Here is a 26,489-nt window from a genome sequence, read left to right on the forward strand (position 1 = left end):
TTTCTGCAGAAATCACAATCAGACGTCGGCGGCAACCCGCATGGAGACGATCGAATCCGGATCGGAGACGGGCTCGCCCTTCTTGATCTTGTCGATGTTATCCATGCCTTCGATGACCTGGCCCCAGACCGAGTACTGCTTGTTCAGCCAGGGAGCGTCGGTGAAGCAGATGAAGAACTGCGAGTTCGCCGAGTTCGGGCTCTGCGAGCGGGCCATCGAGCAGGTGCCGCGAACATGCGGCGTTGCCGAGAATTCAGCCTTCAGATCGTCCTTTTCAGAGCCGCCCATGCCGGCGCGGCCCGGATTGAAGTTGTCGCCGCCCTTCTTGCCGAACTGTACGTCACCCGTCTGCGCCATGAAATCGGCGATGACGCGGTGGAAAACGACACCGTCATAGGCCTTCTCGCGGGCGAGTTCCTTGATGCGCTTGACATGCTCGGGCGCGACCTGCGGCAGAAGCTGGATGACAACCTTGCCCTTGGTGGTTTCCAGAATGATGGTGTTTTCCGGATCCTTGATCTCGGCCATTGTCGTTCTCCTTCTTGTCGTGAATTTACTTCTTGCCCATCGTGACCTTGATCATGCGGTCAGGATTGCTGACTTCGCCGTTCTGGCCTTCGCCCTTCTTGATCTTGTCGACGTTTTCCATGCCCGAAACAACCTTGCCGACGACGGTGTACTGGCCATTCAGGAAGGAACCGTCATCGAACATGATGAAGAACTGCGAGTTGGCAGAATTCGGGTCCTGGGCGCGTGCCATGCCGACCGTGCCGCGCACGAAAGGCGTCTTCGAAAATTCGGCCGGCAGGTCAGGCAGGTCGGAGCCGCCGGTGCCGGCCTGGGCGGCATCGAAGTTCTTTTCCATGTTGCCATATTTCACGTCGCCGGTCTGGGCCATGAAGCCCGGGATGACGCGGTGGAAGGCGACATTGTCATATTCGCCCTTCTTCACCAGCGCTTCGATCTGCGCCACATGCTTCGGCGCCACATCCGGAAGCAGCTGGATGACAACCGGGCCGCTCTTCAGCTGGATGGTGATGTAGTGATCGGCCGCCTGCGCAAAAGCGTCGCCCGCGAAGGAGGCGAGATAGAGCACGCCGGCAAATGCAAGATAGAAGAGTTTCATGTGAGCTCCATTGCGGCGGTATCCGCCTAAGCTTTGCGCTTGGATTTCAGGGCTTGCAAGACGGCCGCCGGCACGAAGGCGCTGACATCGCCGCCCATGGCTGCGATCTGGCGCACCAATGTGGCGGTAATGGGCCGCGAGGCCGTGCCTGCCGGCAGAAAGATAGTCTGGATATCAGGCGCCATCTGCCTGTTCATGCCGGCCATCTGCATTTCATAATCGAGATCGGTCCCGTCGCGCAGGCCACGGATCAGCAGGCTTGCGCCATGCGCGCGCGCCGCGTCGACGACGAGATTGTCGAAGGAGACGACATCGATATGCGCGCTCTTTTCCGGCAGCACCTCGCCCAGCGACGCGCGGATCAATGCTGCCTTTTCGTCGAATGAAAAGAGTGGTGCCTTCCCCGGGTGGATGCCGATCGCGACGATCACCTTTTCGGCGACGTTGAGCGCCTGGACCAGCACATCAACATGTCCATTGGTGATCGGGTCGAAGGACCCCGGATAGAAAGCTGTGGTCATTTGGTCCGGCCGTTCGTTTGACGCCTTTTGTCATGGAAGCCCGTTTCCCGCAAGTCATTTAGCCAGACCGCCCGACGCGGCTGAACGATGAATGAACGGCGCGTTCAAGGTCCGCTCAGATGCGATCTGCTTAATTCGCATCATCAACCCAGACGCTGCCGGTCCCGGTAGCGTCACTCCCCGGAAAGACCCCGATCATGCTGATCATCCTCATCGCAGTAGCCGTTATTTCCTCGCTGTTTGCCGAGTTTTTCTACGGTTACGTCGCCGACAGGCATCAGATTGGCTGGGTACGCCCGGAGGTCAGCGAACATGCGGCGATCATGAGACAGCTTGGCTGCACGCGTTCTAATCGATTTGATTTCTGAACGGCAGATGAACGTGACATTCAAGGTCGCTTCAGATCACGATTGGTAAACACCCCGCCAACATCCGGCGGAACCTTTTAAAGACGGATGCGTTCAAATGATCGACACATATGAGATGCGTAAGCGCGGCAGGAAGGGAACAAAGATGCCTGGCAAGATCACGATGATTAACATGCTCTGGATGGTAATGGTCACGGGCATGCTGACTGCCACAATCGCTCTCTATGACAATCAGAAAGTCGATGCTTCCAAGGTATATGGTCCGTTCGCTTCGGCTCGCTCCGTAAGCGTTCTCGGTCAGTACTGAGGAGCTTGAACGCAACTCCCTAAAGAAAGGAACGCCACCATGTTCACGATCCTGACAGTTTTCACAGCACTCATCAGCATCATGTTCATTGTGTCCGTGACCTCCACGATTTCCGCTCTGCGCCGTGAAAGCGAGGAAGTGAAATCGCTCCAAGAAAAGCACAAGGCTTTCTGAAGCCGCTCCCGCAGCGCAAAAGCATGAATGCAAGCCGGATGTTTTGCATCCGGCTTTCTCATGTCGAGAATGGCGGCCGAAGCGCCAGACAGCCGCTGTCTCGCAACGGCAGAACCAATAGAGCCCGATGCCATAGAGCGCGCGCAGATAGTCGCTGCGTTCGCTTGTAATGACGGCAAAGCCTGCCCCATCGCGAGGATCGAGATACCCTCGGGCAAAGTGGCGGGCTGGATGTTGCCGGCCGGAAAGACCACGGCAGCCGTGTCCTCACCTGTTGCAGCAAATACGGCAGCGCCATCTTCAAGGGAAGTTCCGCTGGAAAGGCTGGTCCAGGATCACTTTGCGGCAGAAGCAGGAAGCGCCGCGCCGCCGCGCCGGTTGCAGCCGAAACTCCGGCCAACACACCTCGCCTTGTCCAGCTGCCCACAACATTCGCCTCAGGATGAAGCGGCAAGCTCTTCATAGCGCAATAAAAAAAACCGGGCGGCAGGTGCCGCCCGGTTTGCTATGTGAATGTCGTGAATTACTCAGCCGATGGGGTTTCGTCGGCTTCGCCCGCTGCCGGAGCTTCACCTTCGGAAACCACGGCTTCGTCACCATTCTCGGGCGTCTCTTCTTCTTCCGGCTCGCTGATACGCTCGACCGAGACGACCTTTTCATCCTTGGCGGTGGAGAAGATCGTTACGCCCTTGGTAGCGCGGCTGGCGATACGGATGCCGCCGACCGGGACACGGATCAGCTGACCGCCATCCGAGACGAGCATGATCTGATCGCCATCATCGATCGGGAAGGCGGCGACGAGTTCGCCGATTTCGCCTGTCTTCGACGTATCGGTGGCACGGATACCCTTGCCGCCGCGGCCGGAGATGCGGAAATCGTAAGAGGACGAGCGCTTGCCGAAACCCTTTTCAGAGACCGTCAGCACGAATTGTTCGCGTGCCCTCAGCTCTTCGTAGCGTTCGTCCGAGAGCTGTCCCTCTTCGGTGACTTCTTCTCCGACCAGAGCGATATCCTCCTCGTCCACGCCCGTCGCACGACGTTCGGCGGCGGAGCGCTTGAGGTAGGCAGCGCGCTCCCAGGGCTCGGCATCGACATGGCCGACAATCGTCATCGAGATGATCCGGTCGCCATCGCCGAGGTTGATGCCGCGCACGCCGATCGAGTTGCGGCCGGCAAAGACGCGGACGTCATCGACCGAGAAGCGGATGCACTGGCCGAGCGCCGTCGTCAGCAACACGTCGTCCTGATCGGTGCAGGTCTCGACGGAGAGGATTTCGTCACCCTCGTCTTCCAGCTTCATGGCGATCTTGCCGTTGCGATTCACCTGGACGAAGTCGCTGAGCTTGTTACGGCGGACCGTACCACGCGTCGTCGAGAACATGACGTCGAGGTTATCCCAGCTGTCCTCATCCTCGGGCAGCGGCAGGATCGTGGTGATGCGCTCGCCAGGTTCGAGCGGCAGCATGTTGATCAGCGCCTTGCCGCGCGAGGTGGGCGTGCCGATCGGCAGGCGCCAGACCTTCTCCTTGTAGACGATACCGCGCGAGGAGAAGAACAGGACCGGCGTGTGGGTATTGACCACGAATAGCCGGCTAACGAAATCTTCGTCGCGGGTGGTCATGCCGGAACGGCCCTTGCCGCCGCGGCGCTGCGCACGGTAGGTCGTTAACGGCACACGCTTGATATAGCCGAGATGCGAAACGGTAACGACCATGTCTTCACGGGCGATGAGATCTTCATCGTCCATTTCGAGACCGCCGTCGATGATCTCGGTGCGGCGCGGCGTGCCGAACTCGTCGCGGACGGCAGTGAGCTCGTCCTTGACGATCGTCTGGATGCGGATACGCGACGAGAGGATATCGAGGTAATCCTTGATTTCTTCGCCTATCTTATTGAGTTCATCGCCAATTTCGTCCCGGCCGAGAGCCGTCAAACGGGCAAGGCGCAGTTCGAGGATGGCGCGGGCCTGCTCTTCCGAGAGGTTATAAGTCAGGTCGTCATTGATGCGATGGCGCGGATCGTCGATCAGGCGGATCAGGCTTTCGACATCTTCTGCCGGCCAGCGGCGGGTCATCAGTTCTTCGCGGGCGGACTGCGGGTCCGGCGCCTGACGGATGACACGGATGACTTCGTCGATATTGGCAACAGCAATCGCGAGACCGACCAAGACGTGCGCACGTTCGCGCGCCTTGCGAAGCAGGAATTTCGTTCTCCGGCTAACAACTTCCTCGCGGAAGGCCACGAAAGCGCGGAGCATGTCGAGCAGCGTCAGCTGTTCCGGCTTTCCGCCGTTCAGCGCCACCATGTTGCAGCCGAAGGAGGTCTGCAGCGGCGTGTAGCGATAAAGCTGGTTCAGGATGACGTCGGCATTGGCGTCGCGCTTCAATTCGACGACAACGCGATAGCCCTGGCGGTCGGATTCATCGCGCAGGTCGGAGATGCCTTCGATGCGCTTCTCGCGCACCAGTTCGGCCATCTTCTCGATCATCGTCGCCTTGTTCACCTGATAGGGGATTTCGGTGATGATAATCTGCTCGCGGTCGCCACGCATCGGCTCGATGGTGGCAACGCCGCGCATGACGACGGAACCGCGGCCGGTTTCGTAGGCTGAGCGGATGCCGGAGCGGCCGAGAATCTTGGCTCCGGTAGGGAAGTCGGGACCCGGAATGATCTGCATCAGGTCCGGCAGTTCAATCGCCGGATCATTGATCAGGGCAATGCAGCCATCGATGACTTCGGAGAGGTTATGCGGCGGAATGTTGGTCGCCATACCGACGGCGATACCGCCAGCACCGTTGACCAGAAGGTTCGGGAATTTTGCGGGAACGACGACAGGCTCGGAGAGCGTACCATCATAGTTGTCGCGGAAATCGACCGTTTCCTTGTCGAGATCGTCGAGCAGCGAATGCGCGGCCTTCTGCAGGCGGCATTCGGTGTAACGTTCGGCCGCCGGCGGGTCACCGTCGACAGAGCCGAAATTGCCCTGGCCGTCGATCAGCGGCAGACGAAGCGACCAGTCCTGCGCCATACGGGCGAGCGCGTCGTAGATCGCGGCATTGCCGTGCGGATGGTATTTACCCATCACGTCCCCGGTGACGCGGGCGCATTTGACGTATTTCTTGTTCCAGTCGATGCCGAGCTCGGACATGCCGTAGAGGATGCGCCGGTGCACGGGCTTCAGGCCGTCGCGCACGTCGGGAAGTGCGCGGGACACGATAACGCTCATCGCGTAATCGAGATATGACCGCTGCATTTCCTCCATAATGGAGATCGGCTCGATGCCTGGCGGGAGCTTCCCGCCGCCGGGGGGTGTTTGCTCAGTCAAAACGGTTCACGTTCTCTTCTAGAATCACTCGAAGATTTATAGCGGAAAGCCTGTTCCCGCGCCAATTTGGCCAGGGGTTTTGAACAGGCTTTTACGGTCGAAAGAGGGCAAATAACGGTATTTGCCCGCGATAGATAGACAATCAGCGATCACGCATTTGCCAAATCGGAATCGGCACAGCACAATCATGAAAAACAAGCATCTATATGGGGTTTTGAAGAAGCGATGGCAAGCGCCGACCAATTGATCAACGCGTTCACGACGCTGCTCGTCACCATCGATCCACCGGGGCTTGCGCCCCTCTTTCTCGGCCTCACTGTCGGCATGAGCCGGCCGGAGCGAAAGCAGGTGGCGCTGCGCGGCACCACCATCGCCTTCATCATTCTTGCGGTCTTTGCGCTATTCGGCTCCAGCGTGCTCGGCGTGCTCGGTATTTCCATCGGCGCTTTCCGGCTGGCGGGCGGCCTGCTGCTTTTCTGGATCGCCTTCGAAATGGTTTTCGAGAAGCGCCAGGATCGCAAGGAAAAGACGACGGAAGTCGCAATTACCAAGGATCATATCGAGAATATCGCTGTCTTCCCGCTTGCCCTGCCCCTGATTGCCGGACCGGGCGCCATTTCGGCGACGATCCTGCTCGGAGGAACCCTGCCCTCCACGGTCGAACGTGCGCAGCTGATCGGCGTCATCGCTGCATGTCTGCTGATCACCCTAATGGTGCTGTTCCTCGCCGACCGGCTCGACCGTTTCCTCGGGGTGACCGGCCGCGCGATCCTGACCCGCCTCCTCGGTGTAATCCTCGCAGCACTTGCCGCGCAGTTCGTCGTGGACGGTGCAAAATCCGCTCTTAATCTGATCAGCGCCACGCCGACATGAAAACGGCGCCCTGGGGCGCCGTCGTCAAAGCTCGGAAATAGCGTCGCTCAAAACGGGATATCGTCGTCGAGATCGCGCGAGAAGTTGCCGCCGCTGCTGCTGCCACCGCCACTGCTGCCACCGCCACGATTACCGCCGCCGCTGCTTCGGCCACCACCGCCGGAAGACGGGCTGGAACCATAATCGTCGCCGTAACCGCCGCCACCGAAGTCGTCACCACCGCGACCGCCGCCGAAGCCGGAACCTGCGCCACCGCCTTCACCACGACCGTCGAGCATCGTCAGGGTCGAGTTGAAGCCCTGCAGCACGATTTCCGTCGAGTAGCGGTCGTTGCCGGTCTGGTCCTGCCACTTGCGGGTCTGAAGCGCGCCTTCGATATAGAGCTTGGCGCCCTTCTTCACATATTGCTCGACAACCTTGCAGAGGCCTTCGTTGAAGACAACGACCGTGTGCCATTCGGTCTTCTCGCGGCGCTCGCCGGAATTGCGGTCACGCCAGGTTTCCGAGGTCGCGATACGAAGATTGGCGATCGGCCGGCCATCCTGCGTACGGCGGATTTCGGGGTCGGCGCCCACGTTTCCGATCAGAATTACCTTGTTCACACTGCCAGCCATATCATTCACCTTACTGCCGCCCTGCCCGGCGGCGTTTAAAAATCATCGGCGCACCTTAAACCATAGAGGACAGGCGGTGCGTATCCAGTTCCTGTCATCCACAAGGAATTTTGTTCTTTATTTGTTCTAATTATTCGCTATGATCCTGTCAACAGAATCGAAAACCTTTGTTGTTCCGGACATTCAGCCTCGACTCGCCCGTCGGCATCACTAAATAAGGGCTGTTATTCCCCAAACGACTTGAAGCAGAGACGATGAGCGAACTGAAGACGATCTCCATCCGTGGCGCGCGCGAGCATAATTTGAAGGGCATCGACCTCGATCTGCCGCGCAACAAGCTGATCGTTATGACCGGCCTTTCCGGCTCCGGCAAATCCTCGCTCGCCTTCGACACGATCTATGCCGAGGGACAGCGCCGCTATGTCGAAAGCCTTTCGGCCTATGCCCGCCAGTTCCTGGAAATGATGCAGAAGCCTGACGTCGACCAGATCGACGGGCTTTCGCCGGCAATCTCGATCGAACAGAAGACGACATCGCGCAACCCGCGCTCGACGGTCGGTACGGTCACCGAAATCTACGACTACATGCGCCTGCTCTTCGCACGCGTCGGCGTCCCCTATTCGCCGGCCACCGGCCTGCCGATCGAAAGCCAGACGGTGAGCCAGATGGTCGATCGGGTGCTCGCTTTCGAGGAAGGCACGCGGCTCTACATTCTCGCGCCGATGATCCGCGGCCGCAAAGGCGAGTATAAGAAGGAACTGGCGGATCTCATGAAAAAGGGCTTCCAGCGCGTCAAGATCGATGGCCAGTTCTACGAGATCGCCGATGCGCCTGCTCTCGACAAGAAATACAAGCACGATATCGATATCGTCATCGACCGTATCGTCGTGCGCCCCGACATGGCCTCGCGTCTGGCCGACAGTTTCGAGACCGCTCTGAAGCTCGCCGATGGGCTCGCCGTTGCGGAATTTGCCGACAAGCCGCTGCCGCCGGAGGAAACCTCGGCTGGTGGCTCTGCCAACAAGTCGCTCAACGAGACGCATGAGCGTGTGCTGTTTTCGGAAAAATTCGCCTGCCCGGTCTCCGGCTTCACCATTCCGGAAATCGAGCCGCGGCTCTTCTCGTTCAACAATCCCTTCGGTGCTTGCCCGACCTGCGACGGTCTCGGCTCGCAGCAGAAGATCGATACCGACCTGATCGTGCCTGAGCCGGAGCGCACGTTGCGGGATGGCGCGATTGCGCCGTGGGCCAAGTCCACCTCGCCCTATTACAACCAGACGCTTGAGGCGCTCGGCAAGCATTTCGGCTTCAAGCTCGGCAGCCGCTGGAACGATCTCTCTGAGAAAGCCAAGGATGTCATTCTCAATGGCACCGAGGAGAAGATCGAATTCCACTATGCCGATGGCGCGCGCTCCTACACGACCTCGAAGAATTTCGAGGGCATCGTGCCCAATCTCGAGCGGCGCTGGAAGGAAACGGATTCGGCCTGGGCGCGCGAGGATATCGAGCGCTTCATGTCGGCCGCCCCCTGCCCGGCCTGTAATGGTTTTCGCCTGAAGCCGGAAGCGCTCGCGGTCAAGATCAACAAGCTGCATATCGGCGAAGTGACGCAAATGTCGATCCGCATCGCGCGCGACTGGTTCGAGACGCTACCGGCGACCTTCAATGCCAAGCAGAACGAGATTGCCGTGCGCATTCTCAAGGAAATCCGCGACCGCCTGCGCTTCCTCAACGATGTCGGCCTCGAATATCTGAGCCTGTCGCGCAATTCAGGCACGCTGTCGGGCGGCGAGAGCCAGCGTATCCGGCTTGCCTCGCAGATCGGCTCGGGCCTGACGGGTGTTCTCTACGTGCTCGACGAGCCGTCGATCGGCCTGCACCAGCGCGACAATGCCCGGCTTCTCGAAACGCTGAAGCACCTGCGCGATATCGGCAATACGGTTATCGTCGTCGAGCATGACGAAGATGCGATCCTGACGGCTGATGATGTGGTCGATATCGGCCCTGCTGCCGGCGTCCATGGCGGACAGGTGGTGGCACATGGCACGCCGCAGGAGATCATGGCCAATCCGAAGTCGCTCACCGGCAAATATCTGTCCGGCGAACTCGGGGTGGCACTGCCCGACGAGCGACGCAAGCCGAAGAAAGGCAAGGAGATCAAGGTCGTTGGCGCGCGCGGCAACAATCTGAAGAACGTCACCGCAGCCATTCCGCTCGGCGTCTTCACGGCTGTTACGGGTGTTTCGGGCGGCGGCAAGTCCACCTTCCTGATCGAAACGCTCTACAAGTCTGCAGCGCGTCGTGTCATGGGCGCGCGCGAAATCCCTGCCGATCACGATCGCATCGACGGTTTCGAACATATCGACAAGGTGATCGATATCGACCAGTCGCCGATCGGCCGTACGCCGCGGTCCAATCCGGCGACCTATACCGGCGCCTTCACGCCGATCCGCGACTGGTTCGCCGGCCTGCCGGAGGCCAAGGCGCGCGGGTATCAGCCGGGCCGTTTCTCTTTCAACGTCAAGGGCGGCCGCTGCGAAGCCTGCCAGGGCGATGGCGTCATCAAGATCGAGATGCATTTCCTGCCCGACGTCTATGTCACCTGCGACGTCTGCCACGGCAAGCGTTATAACCGCGAAACGCTCGACGTGACTTTCAAGGGCAAGTCGATCTCCGACGTGCTGGACATGACGGTGGAAGAAGGTGTCGAGTTCTTCGCAGCGGTTCCGGGCGTGCGCGACAAGCTGCAGTCACTTTTCGATGTCGGCCTTGGCTATATCAAGGTCGGCCAGCAGGCCAATACGCTCTCGGGTGGTGAGGCGCAGCGCGTCAAACTCGCCAAGGAACTGTCGAAGCGTTCGACGGGCCGCACGCTCTATATCCTCGACGAGCCGACAACTGGCCTGCATTTCCATGACGTCTCCAAGCTTCTGGAAATGCTGCACGAGCTGGTCAATCAGGGCAATTCGGTTGTGGTCATCGAGCACAATCTCGAAGTTATCAAGACTGCCGACTGGATCCTCGACTTCGGCCCTGAAGGCGGTGACGGAGGCGGCGAGATCGTGGCCGTCGGCACGCCGGAGACCATCGTCAAGGAGAAGCGTTCCTATACCGGTCATTTCCTGAAGGAACTGCTGGAGCGGCGACCGGTCAAGAAGACGTTCGCGGCGGCGGAATGACCATGCGGCGTGCCACGGGAGCGGATCTACCGGTTGTCGTGGCGCTGACCGCAGCTGCCTTTGCCCCTTATACACAAAGCTTCGGCGCGCCGCCGGTGCCCGTAACCGAAGATTACGGGCCTCGGCTCGATCGCGGAGAGATCTGGTTGCGGGAGGCTGACGACAGGATTACGGGACTGGTCGTTGTCGAACGCTACCCGGACCATCTTATGCTCTTCAGCATCGCCGTCGCGCCTGAGTTTCAGGGATCGGGACATGGCGTTGCAATGCTTACCTGGCTGGAGGACAGAGCGCGGGAATGGGCAGTGCCGGAGATCCGACTTTATACCAATGCGCTAATGGAGCGGAATATAGCGCTCTATTCCGCCTTCGGTTTTCAGGAAACGGGTCGCCGCCCCCATCCCTATCGGCCAGGGTGGACTATCGTCGACATGTCGAAAACGATCGACAGGACGAAGAAGGTTGGCGCGATCTGAAGGATCGCAAGCGAGGAGGAAGAGATGAGCAAATCGGGCACGATCCGCGTGGGCATCGGCGGCTGGACATTCGAGCCGTGGCGCGGCCATTTCTTTCCCGACGATCTCAAGCAGAAGGACGAGCTGCACTATGCCAGCCGCCAGTTGAAGGTCATCGAGGTCAACGGCACCTATTACAGCACGCAGAAACCGGCAGTCTTCGCCAAATGGGCCGCCGACGTGCCCGATGGCTTCGTTTTTTCGCTGAAGGCGACGCGCTACACCACGAACAGGCGCGTGCTTGCCGAAGCCTGGGAGTCGATGGAGAAGTTCCTCTCGTCCGGCATTAGCGAGCTTGGCGATCATCTCGGCCCGTTGCTCTGGCAGTTTGCGCCCACCAAGAAATTCGAGCCCGATGATTTCGAAGCCTTCCTGAAGCTGCTGCCCGAAAAGCAGGACGGGCTGAAGCTGCGCCATGTCGTGGAAGTCCGGCACGATTCCTTCAAGGTGCCTGAATTCATTGCGCTCCTCGAAAAATACGGGGTGGCGCCCGTCTGCGCCGAACATTTCGACTATCCGATGATTGCCGACGTAACGGCGGATTTCGTCTACACGCGTCTGCAGAAGGGATCGGACGATATTCCGACCTGCTACCCGGAGCCGGAACTGAAGGATTGGACCAAGCGGCTGCAGGTCTGGGCCGAAGGCAAGGTGCCTGACGACCTGCCGCTGATCGACAAGGACCGCAAGGTCAAAATTGAACCGCGCGATGTCTTCGCCTTCATGATCCATGAGGGCAAGGTCAACGCGCCGCATGGGGCAATGGCCCTGCAGAAGCGGGTAAACGGTTAAGAGCTCAAAACGGCAGCACGTGGCTGGCGAGATCTTCGGCGGTCAGGCCCTTGCCGGCGCGATTGCCGGCTTCGCCATGCAGCCAGACGCCGGCAGCCGCCGCCTCGAAAGCCGGCACTCCTTGGGCAAGCAGGCCGCCGATGATGCCGGCCAATACGTCGCCTGAGCCTGCGGTGGCGAGCCAGACCGGCGCGTTGGTATTGATCAGTGCACGCCCATCCGGCGAGGCGATGACGGTATCGGCACCCTTGTATATGACGGCGGCGTTGGCGCGACTTGCGGCTGCGAGCGCCTTGTCGACCTTACCCGCCTTCTCGTCTGCGGCAATATCGGGAAAGAGGCGAGCGAATTCTCCATCATGCGGCGTCAGCACGAGGCTCGGCTCCCCCTTGAACAGGTCGAACAGCGCCTGCGGGTCATCCTTGAATGAGCTGATACCGTCAGCATCGAGAACGACGTGCCGGTCCCGGAGCAGGGACACGAATTTACGGGCTTTCTTTCCAATCCCGAAACCGGGTCCGAGAACGAAGGTCTGAAGCCGGGCATCTCCAAGCCAGTCCTTCAACGCCGCCGCGTCATCAATGGCGTGCAGCATGATGGCGGTCAGATGGGCGCTGTTGGCCGAGAGGGCTTCGGTCGGCGCTGCGATCGTCACCAGCCCTGCCCCGGCTTTCAGGCCCGCCATGGCCGACATGCGGGCTGCGCCCGTCTTGCTCGCCTCTCCCGAAAACACGACAAGGTGGCCGCGCTTGTATTTGTGTGTTTCCAACTGCTCGGCCGGCATGGCAGCGCGCCAGGCGCAGGGCGTATTCTCGGCCACGAGGCCAGTCGTCTGCGCCTGGATGATGCGGCTCGGAATACCGATATCGAAGACCTCGAGGCTGCCGCAAAGCTCCCTGCCCGGCATCAGAAGATGGCCGGGCTTACGGGTCATGAAGGTCACGGTATGCGCCGCGCGGAAGGCGGCTCCGAGCATGGCACCGGTGCGCCCGTCCAGGCCTGATGGGAGGTCGACGGCAATGACCGGCGTGCCCGCCCTGCCGACCTTGCGGATCAGATCGGCGACATCGGGCGGCACATCGCGCGCCAGGCCCGCTCCGAAGAGACCGTCGACAACAATATCGCCCTGCTCTGGATCATAGTTGCCTATATCCAAGCCCTTCAACGCACAGACTGCCCTCGCCCGTGCGGCGTCTCCCCTCAGCTTCTCCGGATCGCCGAGATAGAAGATCTCCACACGTGCGCCACTCTCCTGCAGAAGCCGGGCAACCACATAGCCGTCGCCGCCATTATTGCCGGGACCGCAGAGGACGGCAAAACGTGCAGTGCCCGGATAAAGCCGCAGCGCAGCGGCGGCGACAGCGGCACCCGCCTTCTCCATCAGGCCGTAGGAGTCGATTCCGGTTTCAGCGGCGGCCCTATCAGCGGCGGCCATTTCGGCAGGTGTCAGGAGGAGATCAGAAAGGCGTTGGCTCATGGCCCTATTCAATTCAAAAAACGCCTAAAAAACAACCGCATGATCGAGAAAACAAGAGATCATATTTTGTGCATCTGATTAATTTTTCATCGAATCGCAAGCTCCATCGAGAAGTCGAAAACGGAATGGTTTTTTCAGGTTTTGTATCATTTTCGATAAAAATGCGCCCCTACTCACCTCATTTTTCATCAAAACGACATTGAAACGCTGGCAAACAAGGTCGCGCACATAAAATTCCGCGATTTTTTGCGCGAGACGGATTTCAAACTGGCACGATATCTGCATCATATTCCGCGAGCGGGAACGTTCCTGCTGTAACAGGAGAAGCGGAGAGACATTTTCTCATGAAAAAGATCGAAGCGATCATTAAGCCTTTCAAGCTGGACGAGGTGAAGGAAGCCCTTCAGGAAGTCGGTCTGCAGGGTATCACCGTCACGGAAGCGAAGGGCTTCGGTCGCCAGAAGGGCCACACCGAACTCTACCGCGGCGCTGAATACGTCGTCGATTTCCTGCCGAAGGTGAAGGTTGAGGTCGTGCTCGCAGATGAAAATGCGGAGGCCGTCATCGACGCGATCCGCAAGGCCGCGCAGACGGGGCGCATCGGCGACGGAAAGATTTTTGTTTCCAACGTCGAAGAGGTCATCCGCATCCGCACCGGTGAAACCGGTATCGATGCCATCTGAAAGCTTTGCCTTCGGGCAAGCTCACCCATCCTCATCGCACATAACGTAACATCATCACAAAACAGAGGAAACATCTTATGGCGAGTGCAAGCGAAATCCTGAAGCAGATCAAGGAAAACGACGTCAAGTTCGTCGACCTGCGCTTTACCGACCCCAAGGGCAAGCTGCAGCACGTAACGATGGACGTTGTTTGCGTCGATGAAGACATGTTCGCCGATGGCGTCATGTTCGACGGCTCCTCGATCGGCGGCTGGAAGGCCATCAACGAGTCCGACATGGTGCTGATGCCCGACACGGACACGGTACATATGGACCCGTTCTTCGCCCAGTCCACGATGGTCATCGTCTGCGACATCCTCGACCCGGTTTCCGGCGAAGCCTATAACCGCGACCCGCGCGGCACTGCCAAGAAGGCCGAAGCCTATCTGAAGGCATCCRGCATCGGCGACACGATCTTCGTCGGCCCGGAAGCCGAATTCTTCGTCTTCGACGACGTCAAATACAAGGCTGATCCCTACAACACCGGCTTCAAGCTCGACTCGACCGAATTGCCGTCGAACGACGATACCGACTATGAGACCGGCAACCTCGGCCACCGCCCGCGCGTCAAGGGCGGCTATTTCCCGGTTCCGCCAATCGACAGCGCCCAGGACATGCGTTCGGAAATGCTGACGGTTCTCTCGGAAATGGGCGTCGTCGTTGAAAAGCACCACCATGAAGTGGCTGCCGCCCAGCACGAACTCGGCATCAAGTTCGACACGCTCGTTCGCAACGCCGACAAGATGCAGATCTACAAGTATGTCGTCCATCAGGTCGCCAATGCCTATGGCAAGACGGCAACCTTCATGCCGAAGCCGATCTTCGGTGACAACGGTTCGGGCATGCACGTTCACCAGTCGATCTGGAAGGGCGGCAAGCCGACCTTCGCCGGCGACGAATATGCGGGCCTGTCCGAATCCTGCCTCTACTATATCGGCGGCATCATCAAGCATGCCAAGGCGATCAACGCGTTCACCAACCCGTCGACGAATTCCTACAAGCGTCTCGTCCCGGGTTACGAAGCACCGGTTCTGCTCGCCTATTCCGCGCGCAACCGTTCGGCCTCCTGCCGCATTCCGTTCGGCACCAATCCGAAAGCAAAGCGCGTCGAAGTCCGCTTCCCGGATCCGATGGCGAACCCTTACCTCTCCTTCGCCGCCATGCTGATGGCAGGCCTCGACGGCATCAAGAACAAGATCCATCCCGGCAAGGCCATGGACAAGGACCTCTACGACCTGCCGCCGAAGGAACTGAAGAAGATCCCGACCGTCTGCGGCTCACTGCGTGAAGCGCTGGAAAGCCTCGACAAGGACCGCAAGTTCCTGACGGCTGGCGGCGTCTTCGACGACGATCAGATCGATGCCTTCATCGAGCTGAAGATGGCTGAAGTGATGCGCTTCGAAATGACGCCGCATCCGGTCGAGTACGACATGTATTACTCGGCATAAAACAAGAGAGAAGCCCCGGTTCGCCGGGGCTTTTTTCGACCTCGAGGTCATGAAAACCGATGGGCGGACATGACAATCATGTGACGAAGTCCCGCAAAAAATCTTGATTTGCGGGGGGCCGATCACCAAATCAGGTGAGAAAGGAAGTCGTACCATGAAAGAAAGAGTTGCAAAGTTCAGTATAGGCGAAGTGGTTCGGCACAAGGTTTTTCCGTTTCGCGGCGTCATCTTTGACGTTGATCCGGAGTTCGCGAATACGGAAGAATGGTGGAATTCCATTCCCGCGGAAGTCCGCCCCAGCAAGGACCAGCCGTTCTACCATCTGCTTGCCGAAAACGATGACAGCGAATATGTCGCCTATGTTTCCGAGCAGAACCTGGTGAGCGACGAGAGCGATACGCCGCTTCGCAATCCGCAGGTCGAGCAGATCTTCGACCGCGGCCCGACGGGCCAGTTCAAACCCAAGATGAGCTTCGCCCATTAAGTCGGATCACATGACCTCTATGACAAGGCCCCGCATGTCGGGGCCTTTTTCTTTTCTCGCATGTTGCGCAAAACGGCTTCACACTTTTGCGCAACAAGCCGGCAACAAAAAACCCGGCCTGAAGCCGGGTTTTCGTCAATTCGTGAAAGCCCCGATTACTGGGCCTTTGCTGCCTTCTGGGCGTCTTCCAGCTTCTTGCGGGCTTCTTCAGCCTTCTTCTGCATGCTGTCCTGCAGGCTGCGCTGGCTTTCGGCAAGCTTCGATTCGGAAACCGGTTCGCCGTCATAAGCGCCCGTGAAGCCTTCGAGCGAAACCTTGATCGGGTTTGCAGCACGGCGGAAGTTGATCGAGGTGAAGACCACGTCGCTGCCCTTCTTGAGGCTTGCGATCATGGCGTCCGTCAGCGGAATTTCAGCCGTGCACTTGTCGGGCAGGCAGACGGCGTAATCGAGCTTCTGGCCCTTGCCGCCGTCGATCTGCATTGCAATGCCCGGGGGGATCAGGCGCGCAGCAGGAACAGAAACCTGAAGGATCTTGCGGTTGATCTTGCCGGAGACCGAGATCAAGCCAACGGCAGTAACCAGCTGGCCGCCATTGGCGAGAACCAGGTTCTGAACAACGCAGATGTCGTTGTCTTCCTGCTTGCTGCAGGTCTTGTACCAGCCGAGGCGCGGTGCACCTGCGGCCTGTGCGGGCGCGTCAGCCGACGCTGCCGGAGCCTGGGCGGCTGCATCCTGTGCGAAGGACGAGACCGGAGCCGAGGCACCGAAGATCACTGCCATAACGGACAGTGCTGCCCGCATTTTCTTTTCAGACTTGAACATCATAACGAATTCCGTCTCCTGATATCCGTTGCGGGGCTACGTTCGGCCGCCCCAACCACCGGGTCGTTCGGCACTCCACCTCTTAAAAAATTAAGGCAAATGCATGACCCCAAAACTTCGGGTCACGTGTTACATCGCGCTGTGGAAGATATCCAGCATTTCTTTGGCAATTTCGCGGGCATTTTGGCACATAGGTAAAGAAAACGACGGGTCCGGTTGGAATTGGACGCTCGCATGTTACCCTGCCGCGAATCGTGCCCATTGCCGCGCATCAAGGAATTTCAGCAATGCTTCGGATCGCCCTTCTCGCCGCTTTCACGCTGATCAGTGGCGCCGCCGCTGCTGAGCCCGTACATGGTATTGCCATGCACGGTGCGCCGGCGCTGCCTGCCGATTACAAGCACTTCCCTTACGTCAATCCCGACGTGAAGAAGGGCGGGAAAATCACCTATGGCGTGGTCGGCACTTTCGACAGCCTGAACCCTTTTATCCTGAAAAGCATGCGTACAACGGCGCGCGGCATGTGGGATCCGCAATTCGGCAACCTCGTCTATGAATCCATGCTGCAACGTTCGAGCGACGAGCCCTTCACGCTCTACGGCCTGTTGGCGGAAACGGTGGAATGGGATGAAGACCGTACCTTCATTCAGTTCAACCTCAACCCGAAAGCCAAGTGGTCGGACGGGCAGCCGGTTACGCCAGATGACGTGATCTTTTCCTTCGAACTGTTGCGCGACAAGGGACGCGTGCCCTTCTCCAGCCGCCTCAATCTCGTTTCGAAAATGGAGAAGGTCGGCGACCACAGCGTGCGCTTCACCTTCAACGACAAGGCAGATCGCGAGACGCCGATGATCTTCGGCCTGTTTCCGATCCTGCCGAAACATGCGATCGCACTTGATGGTTTCGACCGCAGTTCGCTCACGCCTCCTATCGGCTCCGGTCCATACAAGATCAAGAGCCTGAAACCCGGCGAGAGCATCACCTACGAGCGCGACCCGAACTATTGGGGCAAGGACATTCCGGCCAAGGTCGGCATGGACAATTACGACCAGCTCACCGTGCAGTATTTTCTACAGGACACGACGCTTTTCGAGGCTTTCAAGAAAGGCGATGTCGATATCTATCTGGAGGGCAATCCCGGGCATTGGGCCAATGCCTATGATTTCCCGGCTGCAACATCGGGCACGGTTGTCAAGGATGTCTTCAAGCCGAAACTGCCGAGCGGCATGCTGGGCTTCGTCTTCAATACCCGGCGGCCGATCTTTGGCGATATCAAGGTGCGCGAAGGCCTGTCGCTGGTCTTCGATTTCGAATGGGCCAACAAGAACCTCTACTCCGGCGCTTACAAGCGCACGCAAAGCTTCTGGCAGAACTCTGATCTGTCGAGTTTCGGGGTACCGGCGGATGAGCGTGAACTGGCGTTGCTCGGACCGATCAAGGACCGGATCGACCCCACCATCCTTGACGGCAGCTACAAGCTGCCGGTGACGGACGGTTCGGGACGCGACCGCAAGGTGCTGAAGCAGGCTGTCGACCTCCTGAAACAGGGGGGCTACACGATCCAGGGCGGCAAGATGGCGGATGCGAGCGGCAAGCAGCTTGCCTTCGAGATCATGACGCAAAATCCCGATCAGGAAAAACTCGCCGTCGCCTACCAGCGTTCGCTGCAGACGATCGGCATCGCGGCGTCGATCCGCACCGTCGACGATTCGCAATATCAGAGCCGGACGAACAGTTTCGACTACGACATGATCATGAAGGCCTATACCTCTTCACTGTCACCCGGCAATGAGCAGCTCGGCCGCTGGTCGTCGGCGGCACGCACGCGCCAGGGTACAGACAGCTTCGCGGGGGCCAATGATCCCAATCTCGATACATTGATCGATCACCTGCTGCGTTCCCGCTCGACGGAGGATTTCACCGCTTCTGTGCGCTCCTATGACCGGCTGCTGCTCTCCAACCACTATGTGCTGCCGCTCTACCACATCGATCAGCAATGGGTTGCCCGCAACAAACGCATCGGTCATCCGGATGCGGTGCCGCTCTATGGCTATCAATTGCAAACGTGGTGGGATACGAGCGCGCAATAATCACATCATTGAGCGTAGCGCTCTATTTCCTTTCTCTTGCCTCGGCCTTCCTCTAAAGATCGCCGGCAACATCTTCTATGCATCGAGCCAACTCTTGTTGAGGGATGGCAGAATAGGAAATCACAATGGAACGCATCACCATCGACGTCGTCTCTGATGTCGTCTGCCCCTGGTGCTATCTCGGCAAGGCGCGGCTGGAGCTCGCGATCGCCGAGGTTCAGGACGAAATCGGTGTCGATATCAACTGGCGCCCCTATCGTCTCAATCCGGATTATCCGCGCGAAGGCGTCGATCAGAAGAAGATGCTGGAGCAGAAACTCGGTGGCGCCGAACGTGTGGCCGAAGCGCACAAGATGCTGACCAACTACGGTCGTGAAGTCGGCATCAACTTCAATTTCGAAGCCATCAAGATCGGGCCGAACACACTCGATGCGCACCGCTTGATCCACTGGGCAGTTGTCGAGGACAGGCAGAAGCAGGAGGCCGTGGTCTCGGCACTGTTCAAGGCCAATTTCGAAGAGGGCCGCAATATCGGCGATCATGAAGTGCTGCTCGATATCGCCGAGAAGGCAGGCCTGCAGCGCTCCGTCATTGCTGCCCTGCTCGCGTCCGATGCCGACAGCAGCGTCATTCTCTCGGAAATCGACGCGGCGCAGCGCATGGGCGTCAATGGCGTGCCGTTCTTCATCTTCGACCAGCAATATGCTGTCAGTGGCGCACAGACACCGGATGTGCTGGCAGAAGCGCTGCGCGAAATCGCCAAGGCAAAGGCCGAAGCACGCGCCGGGATGAATTGACACCGACGATCCCAGCTAACGGATGAGAGTAAGGGCAGTCCGGTTTCGCCGGGCTGCCCTTAACTTTTGGCCAGTTCCGCAAGCTGCGTCATGATGACGGCCGCGCCCTGCAGGCGCTTTTCCGGGGTCGGCAGGTCGCGGGTCAGGAACAGGCTGTGGTCGGGACGGATCTTCGCCATGGCGCCCTGCTTACCGATATAGCCGACCAGATTGGCCGGGTTCGGGAATTCCTTGTTGCGGAACTGCACGACGACACCCTTCGGGCCGGCATCGAGCTTTTCGACATTGGCGGTGCGGCAGAGCGACTTGATGTAGACGATCTTCAGCAGATGCTGGACTTCGACAGGCATCGGACCGAAACGGTCGATCATCTCGGCGCCGAAGCCATCGATCTCCTTGAGCTCGCTCACCTCGCCGAGGCGACGATAAAGCGCCATGCGCAGGTGCAGATCCGGCACGTAATTGTCGGGGATCATGACCGGAGTGCCAACGGAAATCTGCGGCGACCAACCGGTATCGGCAATCTCGTCGACACCCTTCACTTCGGCAACGGCCTCTTCCAGCATCTGCTGGTAAAGCTCGAAGCCGACTTCCTTGATATGGCCGGACTGTTCCTCGCCGAGCAGATTGCCGGCGCCGCGGATATCGAGGTCGTGGCTGGCGAGCTGGAAGCCGGCGCCGAGCGTGTCCAGCGATTGCAGCACTTTCAGGCGGCGCTCGGCGGTCGCAGTCAGCACCTTGTTGACCGGTAGCGTGAAGAGCGCGAAGGCGCGCACCTTCGAACGGCCGACACGGCCGCGCAGCTGGTAAAGCTGGGCAAGACCGAACATATCGGCGCGGTGGACGATCAGCGTATTGGCCGTCGGCACGTCGAGGCCGGATTCGACGATGGTGGTCGATAGCAGCACGTCATAACGGCCTTCGTAGAAGGCATTCATGATGTCTTCGAGTTCACCGGCCGGCATCTGGCCATGAGCGACGGCGACCTTCAGCTCCGGCACGTCGGACTGCAGGAAGGCGTGGATATCTTCGAGGTCGGCAAGACGCGGGCAGACATAGAAGCTCTGGCCGCCGCGATAATGCTCGCGCATCAGCGTTTCGCGGATGACGAGGCTGTCGAAGGGCGAAATGAAGGTGCGCACCGCCATACGATCGACCGGCGGCGTGGTGATGAGCGAGAGCTCACGCACCCCGGTCATGGCAAGCTGCAGCGTGCGCGGGATCGGCGTTGCCGAGAGCGTCAGCACATGCACGTCGCTCTTCAGCTCCTTCAGCCGCTCCTTGTGCTTGACGCCGAAGTGCTGCTCTTCGTCGATGATGAGCAGGCCGAGATTGGCGAAGTTGATGCCCGAGCCAAGCAGCGCGTGGGTGCCGACGACGATATCCGTCTTCCCATCGGCGACTTCCTTCTTGGTCAGCGCCAATTCCTTGGAGCCGACAAGGCGCGAAGCCTGTTGCACGCGCACCGGCAATCCGCGGAAGCGCTCGGAAAATGTCTTGAAGTGCTGGCGGGAGAGCAGCGTGGTCGGCACGACGACAGCGACCTGTACGCCATTCATCGCGGCGACAAATGCGGCGCGAAGTGCCACTTCCGTCTTGCCGAAGCCGACGTCGCCACACACGAGACGGTCCATCGGCCGACCGGCGCCGAGATCGCCGCGCACGGCCTCGATGGCGTTTTCCTGATCCTCCGTTTCGTCATAGGGGAAACGCGCGGCGAATTCGTCATAGAGCCCTTCCGGCGTCGTCAGCACGGGCGCATGACGCGTCAGGCGCTCGGCTGCGATGCGGATCAGGGCATCGGCCATATCCAGCAAGCGCTTCTTGAGCTTGGCCTTGCGCATCTGCCATGCGCCGCCACCGAGCTTGTCGAGCTGCACTTCCGTGCCCTCGCCGCCAAAGCGCGACAGGAGATCGATGTTTTCGACCGGCAGGAAAAGCTTTGCCTCATCGGCATATTGCAGTTCGAGACAGGCATGCGGCGCACCGGCTGCCTCGATGGTGCGTAGGCCGACGAAACGGCCGATACCGTGTTCGGCATGGACGACGATAGATCCCTCGTCCAGACCAGCGACTTCCGAGATGAAGTCGGCGGCGCGCTTACGGCGACGCGAGCGGCGCACCATGCGGTCGCCGAGAATATCCTGTTCGCCGATGACGATGAGATCGCCGGTCTCGAAGCCGGATTCAAGGCTGAGCACAGCCGCAGCCGCCTCACCCTTCGCAAGGCTGGAGACATCCTTCAGCGCCGCAATCTGCTTGACGCGTTCGAGGCCGTGTTCGTTCAGCACCTGCAGCAAACGCTCGAGCGACCCTTCGGTCCAGGCRGTGATGATGATCTTCGCACCGCCGGCGCGCTTGTCTGCGATGTGCTTGACGACGACGTCGAAGACATTGACGCGCTCGGCATCACCGCCGCCTTCGGCATTTGATCGCGCCCAGCGCTGCCCCTGGCGCGCATCGAGATTGACGACGCGGCGTGCCTCGCCTTCGTGCTCGTTGAAAGGCGACATGCGGATCGCGTTGATCGCATCGAGGGTGCGCGCAAAAGTCTTGCTGTCGAGATAGAGCTGACCGGGTGAGACCGGCTTGTAGGGCGTACCCTGCGCCATCTGGCCCTTGCCCTGCTGGCCGGAATTGAGACGCGCGTCGTAGTAATCGTAGACCAGCTTGGACCGTTCTTCTGCTGCCTCACGAACCGTGTGATCGGTGACGATACGGAAGCCGGAGAGGTAATCGAATACCGTATCCAGCTTCTCGTAAAATAACGGAAGCCAGTGCTCCATGCCGGGATAGCGGCGACCTTCCGATACGGCGAGGTAAAGCGCATCGTCACGCGTGGCGGCGCCGAAGGTGGAGAGGTAGTTCTTGCGGAAACGGCTGATCGTATCCGGCGTCAGCGTCACTTCGCTCATCGGATTGAGATCGAGGGAACGCACCTGGCCGATCGTGCGCTGGCTGGCCGGATCGAAGCTGCGGATGCTCTCCAGTGTGTCGCCGAAGAAATCCAGGCGAACCGGTTCTTCCGAACCGGGCACGAAGACATCGAGGATGCCGCCGCGCACCGCATATTCTCCGACCTCACGCACGGTCGCCACACGCTCGAAGCCGTTGCGCTCCAGCCGTCCGGCAATATCGTCCATCCGCAGCTGATTGCCGGGACGCGCGGAAAAGGTCAGGCTTTCGATGATATCTTGCGGCGCCACCTTCTGCAGCATGGCATTGGCTGTCACCAGCACGATTGCCGCATGCGGCTTCTTGCGATGGGCGATCAGACCCGAGAGCGCGGCGAGCCTCCGCGCCGAAGTATCGGCGCTCGGCGAAACGCGGTCATAGGGAAGACAGTCCCAGGCGGGCAGCGTCAAGACTGGAATATCAGGGGCAACGAAGCCCAGCATCTGCTCCAGATCGGCCATGCGCTGACCATCTGACAGCACATAGGCGACCGGCTCGCCATTGCGTGCGAGCTCGGCCAGCAGCAACGGCTCCATGCCTGCAGGCACATTGCCGATCGTCAGCGGCTCGGCGGCGGCTGCGAGCTTCTTGGCATCAAAACCAGGGATCATTCCGGCGTCCTGGGGGTCTCGAAGTCGGGTTTGTAGGCGGCAATGCGGGCAAACATGGGCGTCTGTAAATGCTCGGGCGTCGGCCAGGTTCCCATGATCCAGCGCACCAGGTCATTATCCTCTTCCGCCATGATCGTCTCGAATTCATCGAGCTCGACTTCGCTCATCGTGGGAAGTTCATTTTCAGCAAACTGGCCGAAGACAAGGTCCATCTCTCTGATGCCGCGATGCCAGCAGCGGAAAAGAATCCGGCGGCGTCGGGGGTCGAGACCGGCGCTCGTGAGCGTTACTCCTGTCATGGCATCACCTTCCTTGTTGATGCGCCTCTATAGACCCTGGAAAGCGGCTTGTCAGCCTTGCCAAGGCCCTATTGTTCATCGCATTTTGGCGCCCATGCGCCCCACCATTCTCGATCCGCTGTTTTCTCCCGTTTCGGGCCTTCCAGGCGTCGGCCCGAAGATCTCCGAGCTTTTCGTCAAGCTGCTCGGGCGTGAAACACCGGATGATTGCCGGGTCATCGATCTGCTGTTCCACGCGCCCTACTCACTGATCGACCGCCGCAATCAGCCGGGCATTGCCCGCGCGCCGCAAGGCGCGATCGTAACCATCACTGCGCGTGTCGACCGGCATCAGGCGCCGCCACGCGGCAATCGCAACGTTCCCTACCGGGTCTTTCTGCATGACGAGACCGGCGAGCTGACGCTCGTCTTCTTTCGCGGCCAGGCCGCATGGCTGGAAAAACAATTGCCGATCGACGAGGAGGTGACCGTCAGCGGCAAGGTCGACTGGTTCAACGGCCGCGCATCGATGGTTCACCCCGACTATATCGTCAGAGCAAGCGAGGGTGAGAACCTGCCGCTGGTCGAACCGATCTATCCGCTGACGGCGGGGCTTTCTCCGAAAACCCTGCGCAAGATCATCGAGGCGGCATTGCCGCGCATGCCAGAATTGCCGGAATGGATCGATCTGGCGCTGGCGCAAAAACAGGGCCTGCCGACGATCCGCGACAGTTTCCATATGCTGCACGAGCCGCGGGATACGTCCGACATCGATCCGCAGGCCCCTGCCCGCCGCCGCCTTGCCTATGACGAATTCCTGGCCGGCCAGCTATCACTGGCGCTGGTGCGCCAGCGGCTGCGCAAGGTCGCTGGACAACCCGTACATGCCACTGGAGAAATCAGCGGCAAGATATTGCAACATCTTCCTTTTTCTCCAACCAACAGCCAGACTGGGGCCGTGGCCGACGTGCTGAAGGATATGGCCGGCGAAGAACGCATGCTGCGGCTTTTGCAGGGCGATGTCGGCTCAGGCAAAACGCTGGTGGCGCTGTTGTCGATGGCCGCCGTCATCGAAAGCGGCGGACAGGCCGTGCTGATGGCGCCGACGGAAATCCTCGCACGCCAGCATCATGCGACGATCTCGAAATTCGCAGCTGCCGCCGGTCTTAGCGTCGAAGTATTGACGGGGCGCACCAAGGGGCGCGAGCGGGAGGACATTCTCGAACGCATCGCCTCCGGTGAGGCGCAGATCGTCATCGGCACGCATGCGCTCTTCCAGGACAGCGTCAACTACAAGAACCTGATGCTGGCCGTCGTCGACGAGCAGCATCGTTTCGGCGTGCACCAGCGTCTGCGCCTGACGGCGAAGGGCATCTCGCCACATATGCTGGTCATGACGGCAACGCCGATCCCGCGCACGCTGGTGCTGGCGGCTTTCGGCGATATGGACGTCTCGAAGCTGACGGAGAAGCCGGCCGGCCGAAAGCCGATTACCACCATCACCATCCCGACCGAGCGAACCGGCGAGATTGTCGGTCGGCTGAAGAGTGCGCTTGCCGAGGGCAAGAAGGCCTATTGGATCTGCCCGCTGGTCGAAGAGTCCGAAGAAGTCGATCTGATGTCGGTGGAAGAGCGGCATGCGACGCTCGTCTCCGCACTCGGTCCGGGCATCGGCCTCATTCATGGTCGCATGAGCGGGCCGGAAAAGGACGCCGTGATGCTCGCCTTCAAGAGTGGCGAATTGCGGCTGCTGGTGGCGACAACCGTCGTCGAGGTCGGCGTCGACGTGCCCGATGCGACGATCATGGTGATCGAACATGCCGAGCGCTTCGGGCTGGCGCAGTTGCACCAGCTTCGCGGTCGCGTCGGCCGCGGCGACGAGGCCTCGACCTGCATCCTGCTCTACAAGGGACCGCTCGGCGAGACCGGCCATGCGCGGCTGTCCATCATGCGCGATACGGAAGACGGTTTCCGGATAGCCGAAGAGGATTTGAAACTGCGTGGCGAAGGCGAAATCCTCGGGACGCGCCAGTCAGGCACGCCCGGGTTCCGTATCGCCAGTATCGAGGCGCATGCCGATTTGCTGGAAATCGCCCGCAAGGATGCCGCCTATCTGATCGAACGCGATCCCGACCTGACGACCGAGCGTGGCGAGGCCGTGCGCACCCTGCTCTATCTCTTCCGCCGCGACGAGGCGATCCGTTTCCTCCGAGCCGGATAGAATCGCTCGCGGTCGGGAAAGGCTCTAGTCGACCTTGGATATTGCCTTCGGCTTGGGGCGCACGACCGGCAGGTGTTCCGGGGCAACGAGGCCACCCGATATCAGGAATTTGGCGGCATCTTCCGGGCTCATGTCGAGCATGACGATCTTTTCGCGCGGCACGAAAATCAGGAAGCCGGCCGTCGGCACCGGCGTCGGCGGCAGGAAGACGGCGACCATGTCCTGCCCCATGGCGTTGAACTTCGAGCCGATCTCGCCCTTGGCATCGGTCGCGATGAAGACCAGCGCCCAGAGGCCCGGACCTGGATATTCGATTAGGCCGACCTTCTTGAAGGAATTGGACTGCTCTTTCAGTACCGTTTCGAAGATCTGCTTCACGCTTCTGTAGATCGTGCGCACCAGCGGCATGCGCTGGACGATGGATTCACCGAAGCGGACGATGCTTTGACCGATCAGATTCTTGCCGAGAAAGCCGACGATCGTGATGATGATCACCGCGGTCAACAGGCCAAAGCCAGGAATGGCGAAGTTTATGTAACTCTCGGGATTCCAGCGCGCCGGGATATAGGGGCGCACCCAGCTATCCGACCAGTGGATAAAGGTCCACGTCAGCCAGATGGTGATGGCGATCGGTGCGCAGATAATCAGTCCAGCGAGGAAATTATTACGCAGCCGCATGGCGACCGGCACTCGGGGGGCCTTCTCGGACATCTTTTCTGATGAACTCCGTTTCAGTCTTTAGACAGGCCGGTTGACCGACCTTCCCCCTGTGTCCGCAAGGCACAAAA

Annotated in this window: 23 protein-coding genes; 12 read left to right on the forward strand and 11 right to left on the reverse strand. The window is 59.8% G+C overall.

Annotation, left to right across the window (positions count from 1 at the left end):
* Nucleotides 1–18: 18 nt before the first annotated feature.
* Genes AC1DF8_RS14955 through coaD form a run of 3 tightly spaced genes read right to left on the reverse strand, consistent with a single transcriptional unit; the run spans nt 19 to nt 1,647 of the window.
* Nucleotides 19–528: a peptidylprolyl isomerase gene (locus AC1DF8_RS14955; protein ID WP_112547226.1), complete on the reverse strand. Its 510-nt coding sequence runs from the start codon at nt 526–528 to the stop codon at nt 19–21.
* Nucleotides 529–553: 25 nt separating this feature from the next.
* Nucleotides 554–1,126 carry a peptidylprolyl isomerase gene (locus AC1DF8_RS14960; protein ID WP_112547225.1) on the reverse strand — a complete coding sequence of 191 codons (573 nt, stop codon included), beginning with the start codon at nt 1,124–1,126 and terminating at the stop codon, nt 554–556.
* Nucleotides 1,127–1,152: 26 nt separating this feature from the next.
* Entirely contained in the window at nt 1,153–1,647 is a 495-nt protein-coding gene (gene coaD, locus AC1DF8_RS14965; protein ID WP_112547224.1) for a pantetheine-phosphate adenylyltransferase, read from the reverse strand.
* Nucleotides 1,648–1,844: 197 nt separating this feature from the next.
* Here coaD and AC1DF8_RS14970 point away from each other — a divergent pair, with 197 nt between their 5' ends.
* Complete coding sequence (locus AC1DF8_RS14970; protein ID WP_478154040.1) at nt 1,845–2,015, forward strand: hypothetical protein; 171 nt, start codon at nt 1,845–1,847, stop codon at nt 2,013–2,015.
* Nucleotides 2,016–2,112: 97 nt separating this feature from the next.
* A complete protein-coding gene (locus tag AC1DF8_RS14975; RefSeq protein WP_112547223.1) occupies nt 2,113–2,322 on the forward strand; it encodes a hypothetical protein in 210 nt (69 codons plus the stop codon).
* On the opposite strand, the gene AC1DF8_RS14980 is transcribed toward AC1DF8_RS14975, so the two are convergent.
* Together AC1DF8_RS14980 and gyrA are read right to left on the reverse strand one after the other, a co-directional pair.
* Nucleotides 2,313–2,750 (reverse strand): hypothetical protein, encoded by a 438-nt coding sequence (locus AC1DF8_RS14980; protein WP_478154091.1) that lies wholly within the window; start codon nt 2,748–2,750, stop codon nt 2,313–2,315. The two genes, AC1DF8_RS14975 and AC1DF8_RS14980, sit on opposite strands and share 10 nt — an antisense overlap.
* 269 nt (nt 2,751–3,019) lie before the next feature.
* Entirely contained in the window at nt 3,020–5,821 is a 2,802-nt protein-coding gene (gyrA, locus tag AC1DF8_RS14985; RefSeq protein ID WP_113210611.1) for a DNA gyrase subunit A, read from the reverse strand.
* 225 nt (nt 5,822–6,046) lie between these two features.
* On the opposite strand from gyrA, the gene AC1DF8_RS14990 reads away from it, so the two are divergent.
* Complete coding sequence (locus tag AC1DF8_RS14990) at nt 6,047–6,694, forward strand: MarC family protein (RefSeq protein ID WP_112968411.1); 648 nt, start codon at nt 6,047–6,049, stop codon at nt 6,692–6,694.
* Nucleotides 6,695–6,741: 47 nt separating this feature from the next.
* Here AC1DF8_RS14990 and AC1DF8_RS14995 read toward each other — a convergent pair whose 3' ends face one another.
* Nucleotides 6,742–7,308 carry a single-stranded DNA-binding protein gene (locus AC1DF8_RS14995; protein WP_112968412.1) on the reverse strand — a complete coding sequence of 189 codons (567 nt, stop codon included), beginning with the start codon at nt 7,306–7,308 and terminating at the stop codon, nt 6,742–6,744.
* A 254-nt stretch (nt 7,309–7,562) separates the two neighbouring features.
* Between AC1DF8_RS14995 and uvrA the strand changes: the two genes are divergently transcribed.
* The 3 genes from uvrA to AC1DF8_RS15010 are packed head-to-tail and all read left to right on the forward strand — an operon-like array spanning nt 7,563 to nt 11,794.
* Nucleotides 7,563–10,487 (forward strand): excinuclease ABC subunit UvrA, encoded by a 2,925-nt coding sequence (uvrA, locus tag AC1DF8_RS15000; protein ID WP_112547218.1) that lies wholly within the window; start codon nt 7,563–7,565, stop codon nt 10,485–10,487.
* Nucleotides 10,484–10,963, forward strand: coding sequence for a GNAT family N-acetyltransferase (locus AC1DF8_RS15005; protein ID WP_478154041.1), 480 nt, complete (start codon nt 10,484–10,486; stop codon nt 10,961–10,963). Before uvrA ends, AC1DF8_RS15005 begins: the two co-directional genes overlap by 4 nt.
* Nucleotides 10,964–10,987: 24 nt before the next feature.
* Nucleotides 10,988–11,794, forward strand: a complete 807-nt coding sequence (locus tag AC1DF8_RS15010; protein ID WP_113210610.1) for a DUF72 domain-containing protein — start codon at nt 10,988–10,990, stop codon at nt 11,792–11,794.
* Between the two features lie 4 nt (nt 11,795–11,798).
* On the opposite strand, the gene AC1DF8_RS15015 is transcribed toward AC1DF8_RS15010, so the two are convergent.
* Nucleotides 11,799–13,271 carry an NAD(P)H-hydrate dehydratase gene (locus tag AC1DF8_RS15015; protein ID WP_478154042.1) on the reverse strand — a complete coding sequence of 491 codons (1,473 nt, stop codon included), beginning with the start codon at nt 13,269–13,271 and terminating at the stop codon, nt 11,799–11,801.
* 344 nt (nt 13,272–13,615) lie between these two features.
* Between AC1DF8_RS15015 and AC1DF8_RS15020 the strand changes: the two genes are divergently transcribed.
* The 3 genes from AC1DF8_RS15020 (at nt 13,616) to hspQ (ending at nt 15,925) form a co-directional block, all read left to right on the forward strand.
* Nucleotides 13,616–13,954: a P-II family nitrogen regulator gene (locus AC1DF8_RS15020; RefSeq protein ID WP_003539626.1), complete on the forward strand. Its 339-nt coding sequence runs from the start codon at nt 13,616–13,618 to the stop codon at nt 13,952–13,954.
* A gap of 77 nt (nt 13,955–14,031) precedes the next feature.
* Entirely contained in the window at nt 14,032–15,441 is a 1,410-nt protein-coding gene (gene glnA / locus AC1DF8_RS15025; RefSeq protein WP_478154043.1) for a type I glutamate--ammonia ligase, read from the forward strand.
* Between the two features lie 154 nt (nt 15,442–15,595).
* Nucleotides 15,596–15,925: a heat shock protein HspQ gene (hspQ, locus tag AC1DF8_RS15030; protein ID WP_007811955.1), complete on the forward strand. Its 330-nt coding sequence runs from the start codon at nt 15,596–15,598 to the stop codon at nt 15,923–15,925.
* Nucleotides 15,926–16,080: 155 nt separating this feature from the next.
* Here the strand turns inward: hspQ and AC1DF8_RS15035 are convergent, their stop codons facing one another.
* Nucleotides 16,081–16,752: an invasion associated locus B family protein gene (locus AC1DF8_RS15035; protein ID WP_112547212.1), complete on the reverse strand. Its 672-nt coding sequence runs from the start codon at nt 16,750–16,752 to the stop codon at nt 16,081–16,083.
* Nucleotides 16,753–17,036: 284 nt separating this feature from the next.
* Between AC1DF8_RS15035 and AC1DF8_RS15040 the strand changes: the two genes are divergently transcribed.
* Together AC1DF8_RS15040 and AC1DF8_RS15045 are read left to right on the forward strand one after the other, a co-directional pair.
* The gene (locus AC1DF8_RS15040) at nt 17,037–18,839 is read left to right on the forward strand and encodes an extracellular solute-binding protein (RefSeq protein ID WP_478154044.1); all 1,803 of its coding nucleotides are present in this window, start codon (nt 17,037–17,039) and stop codon (nt 18,837–18,839) included.
* A gap of 125 nt (nt 18,840–18,964) precedes the next feature.
* A complete protein-coding gene (locus AC1DF8_RS15045) occupies nt 18,965–19,636 on the forward strand; it encodes a DsbA family oxidoreductase (protein WP_112547210.1) in 672 nt (223 codons plus the stop codon).
* A gap of 59 nt (nt 19,637–19,695) precedes the next feature.
* On the opposite strand, the gene mfd is transcribed toward AC1DF8_RS15045, so the two are convergent.
* Together mfd and AC1DF8_RS15055 are read right to left on the reverse strand one after the other, a co-directional pair.
* A complete protein-coding gene (gene mfd, locus AC1DF8_RS15050) occupies nt 19,696–23,202 on the reverse strand; it encodes a transcription-repair coupling factor (RefSeq protein ID WP_478154045.1) in 3,507 nt (1,168 codons plus the stop codon).
* Nucleotides 23,199–23,501 carry an FAD assembly factor SdhE gene (locus AC1DF8_RS15055; protein ID WP_112547208.1) on the reverse strand — a complete coding sequence of 101 codons (303 nt, stop codon included), beginning with the start codon at nt 23,499–23,501 and terminating at the stop codon, nt 23,199–23,201. The genes mfd and AC1DF8_RS15055 overlap by 4 nt, the downstream gene beginning before the upstream one ends.
* A gap of 94 nt (nt 23,502–23,595) precedes the next feature.
* Between AC1DF8_RS15055 and recG the strand changes: the two genes are divergently transcribed.
* Nucleotides 23,596–25,701, forward strand: a complete 2,106-nt coding sequence (recG, locus tag AC1DF8_RS15060) for an ATP-dependent DNA helicase RecG (RefSeq protein WP_478154046.1) — start codon at nt 23,596–23,598, stop codon at nt 25,699–25,701.
* A gap of 24 nt (nt 25,702–25,725) precedes the next feature.
* Here the strand turns inward: recG and AC1DF8_RS15065 are convergent, their stop codons facing one another.
* Nucleotides 25,726–26,412 carry a DUF502 domain-containing protein gene (locus AC1DF8_RS15065; RefSeq protein ID WP_112968420.1) on the reverse strand — a complete coding sequence of 229 codons (687 nt, stop codon included), beginning with the start codon at nt 26,410–26,412 and terminating at the stop codon, nt 25,726–25,728.
* Nucleotides 26,413–26,489 lie beyond the last annotated feature (77 nt).

Source organism: Rhizobium sp. 05N49 (assembly GCF_056396805.1).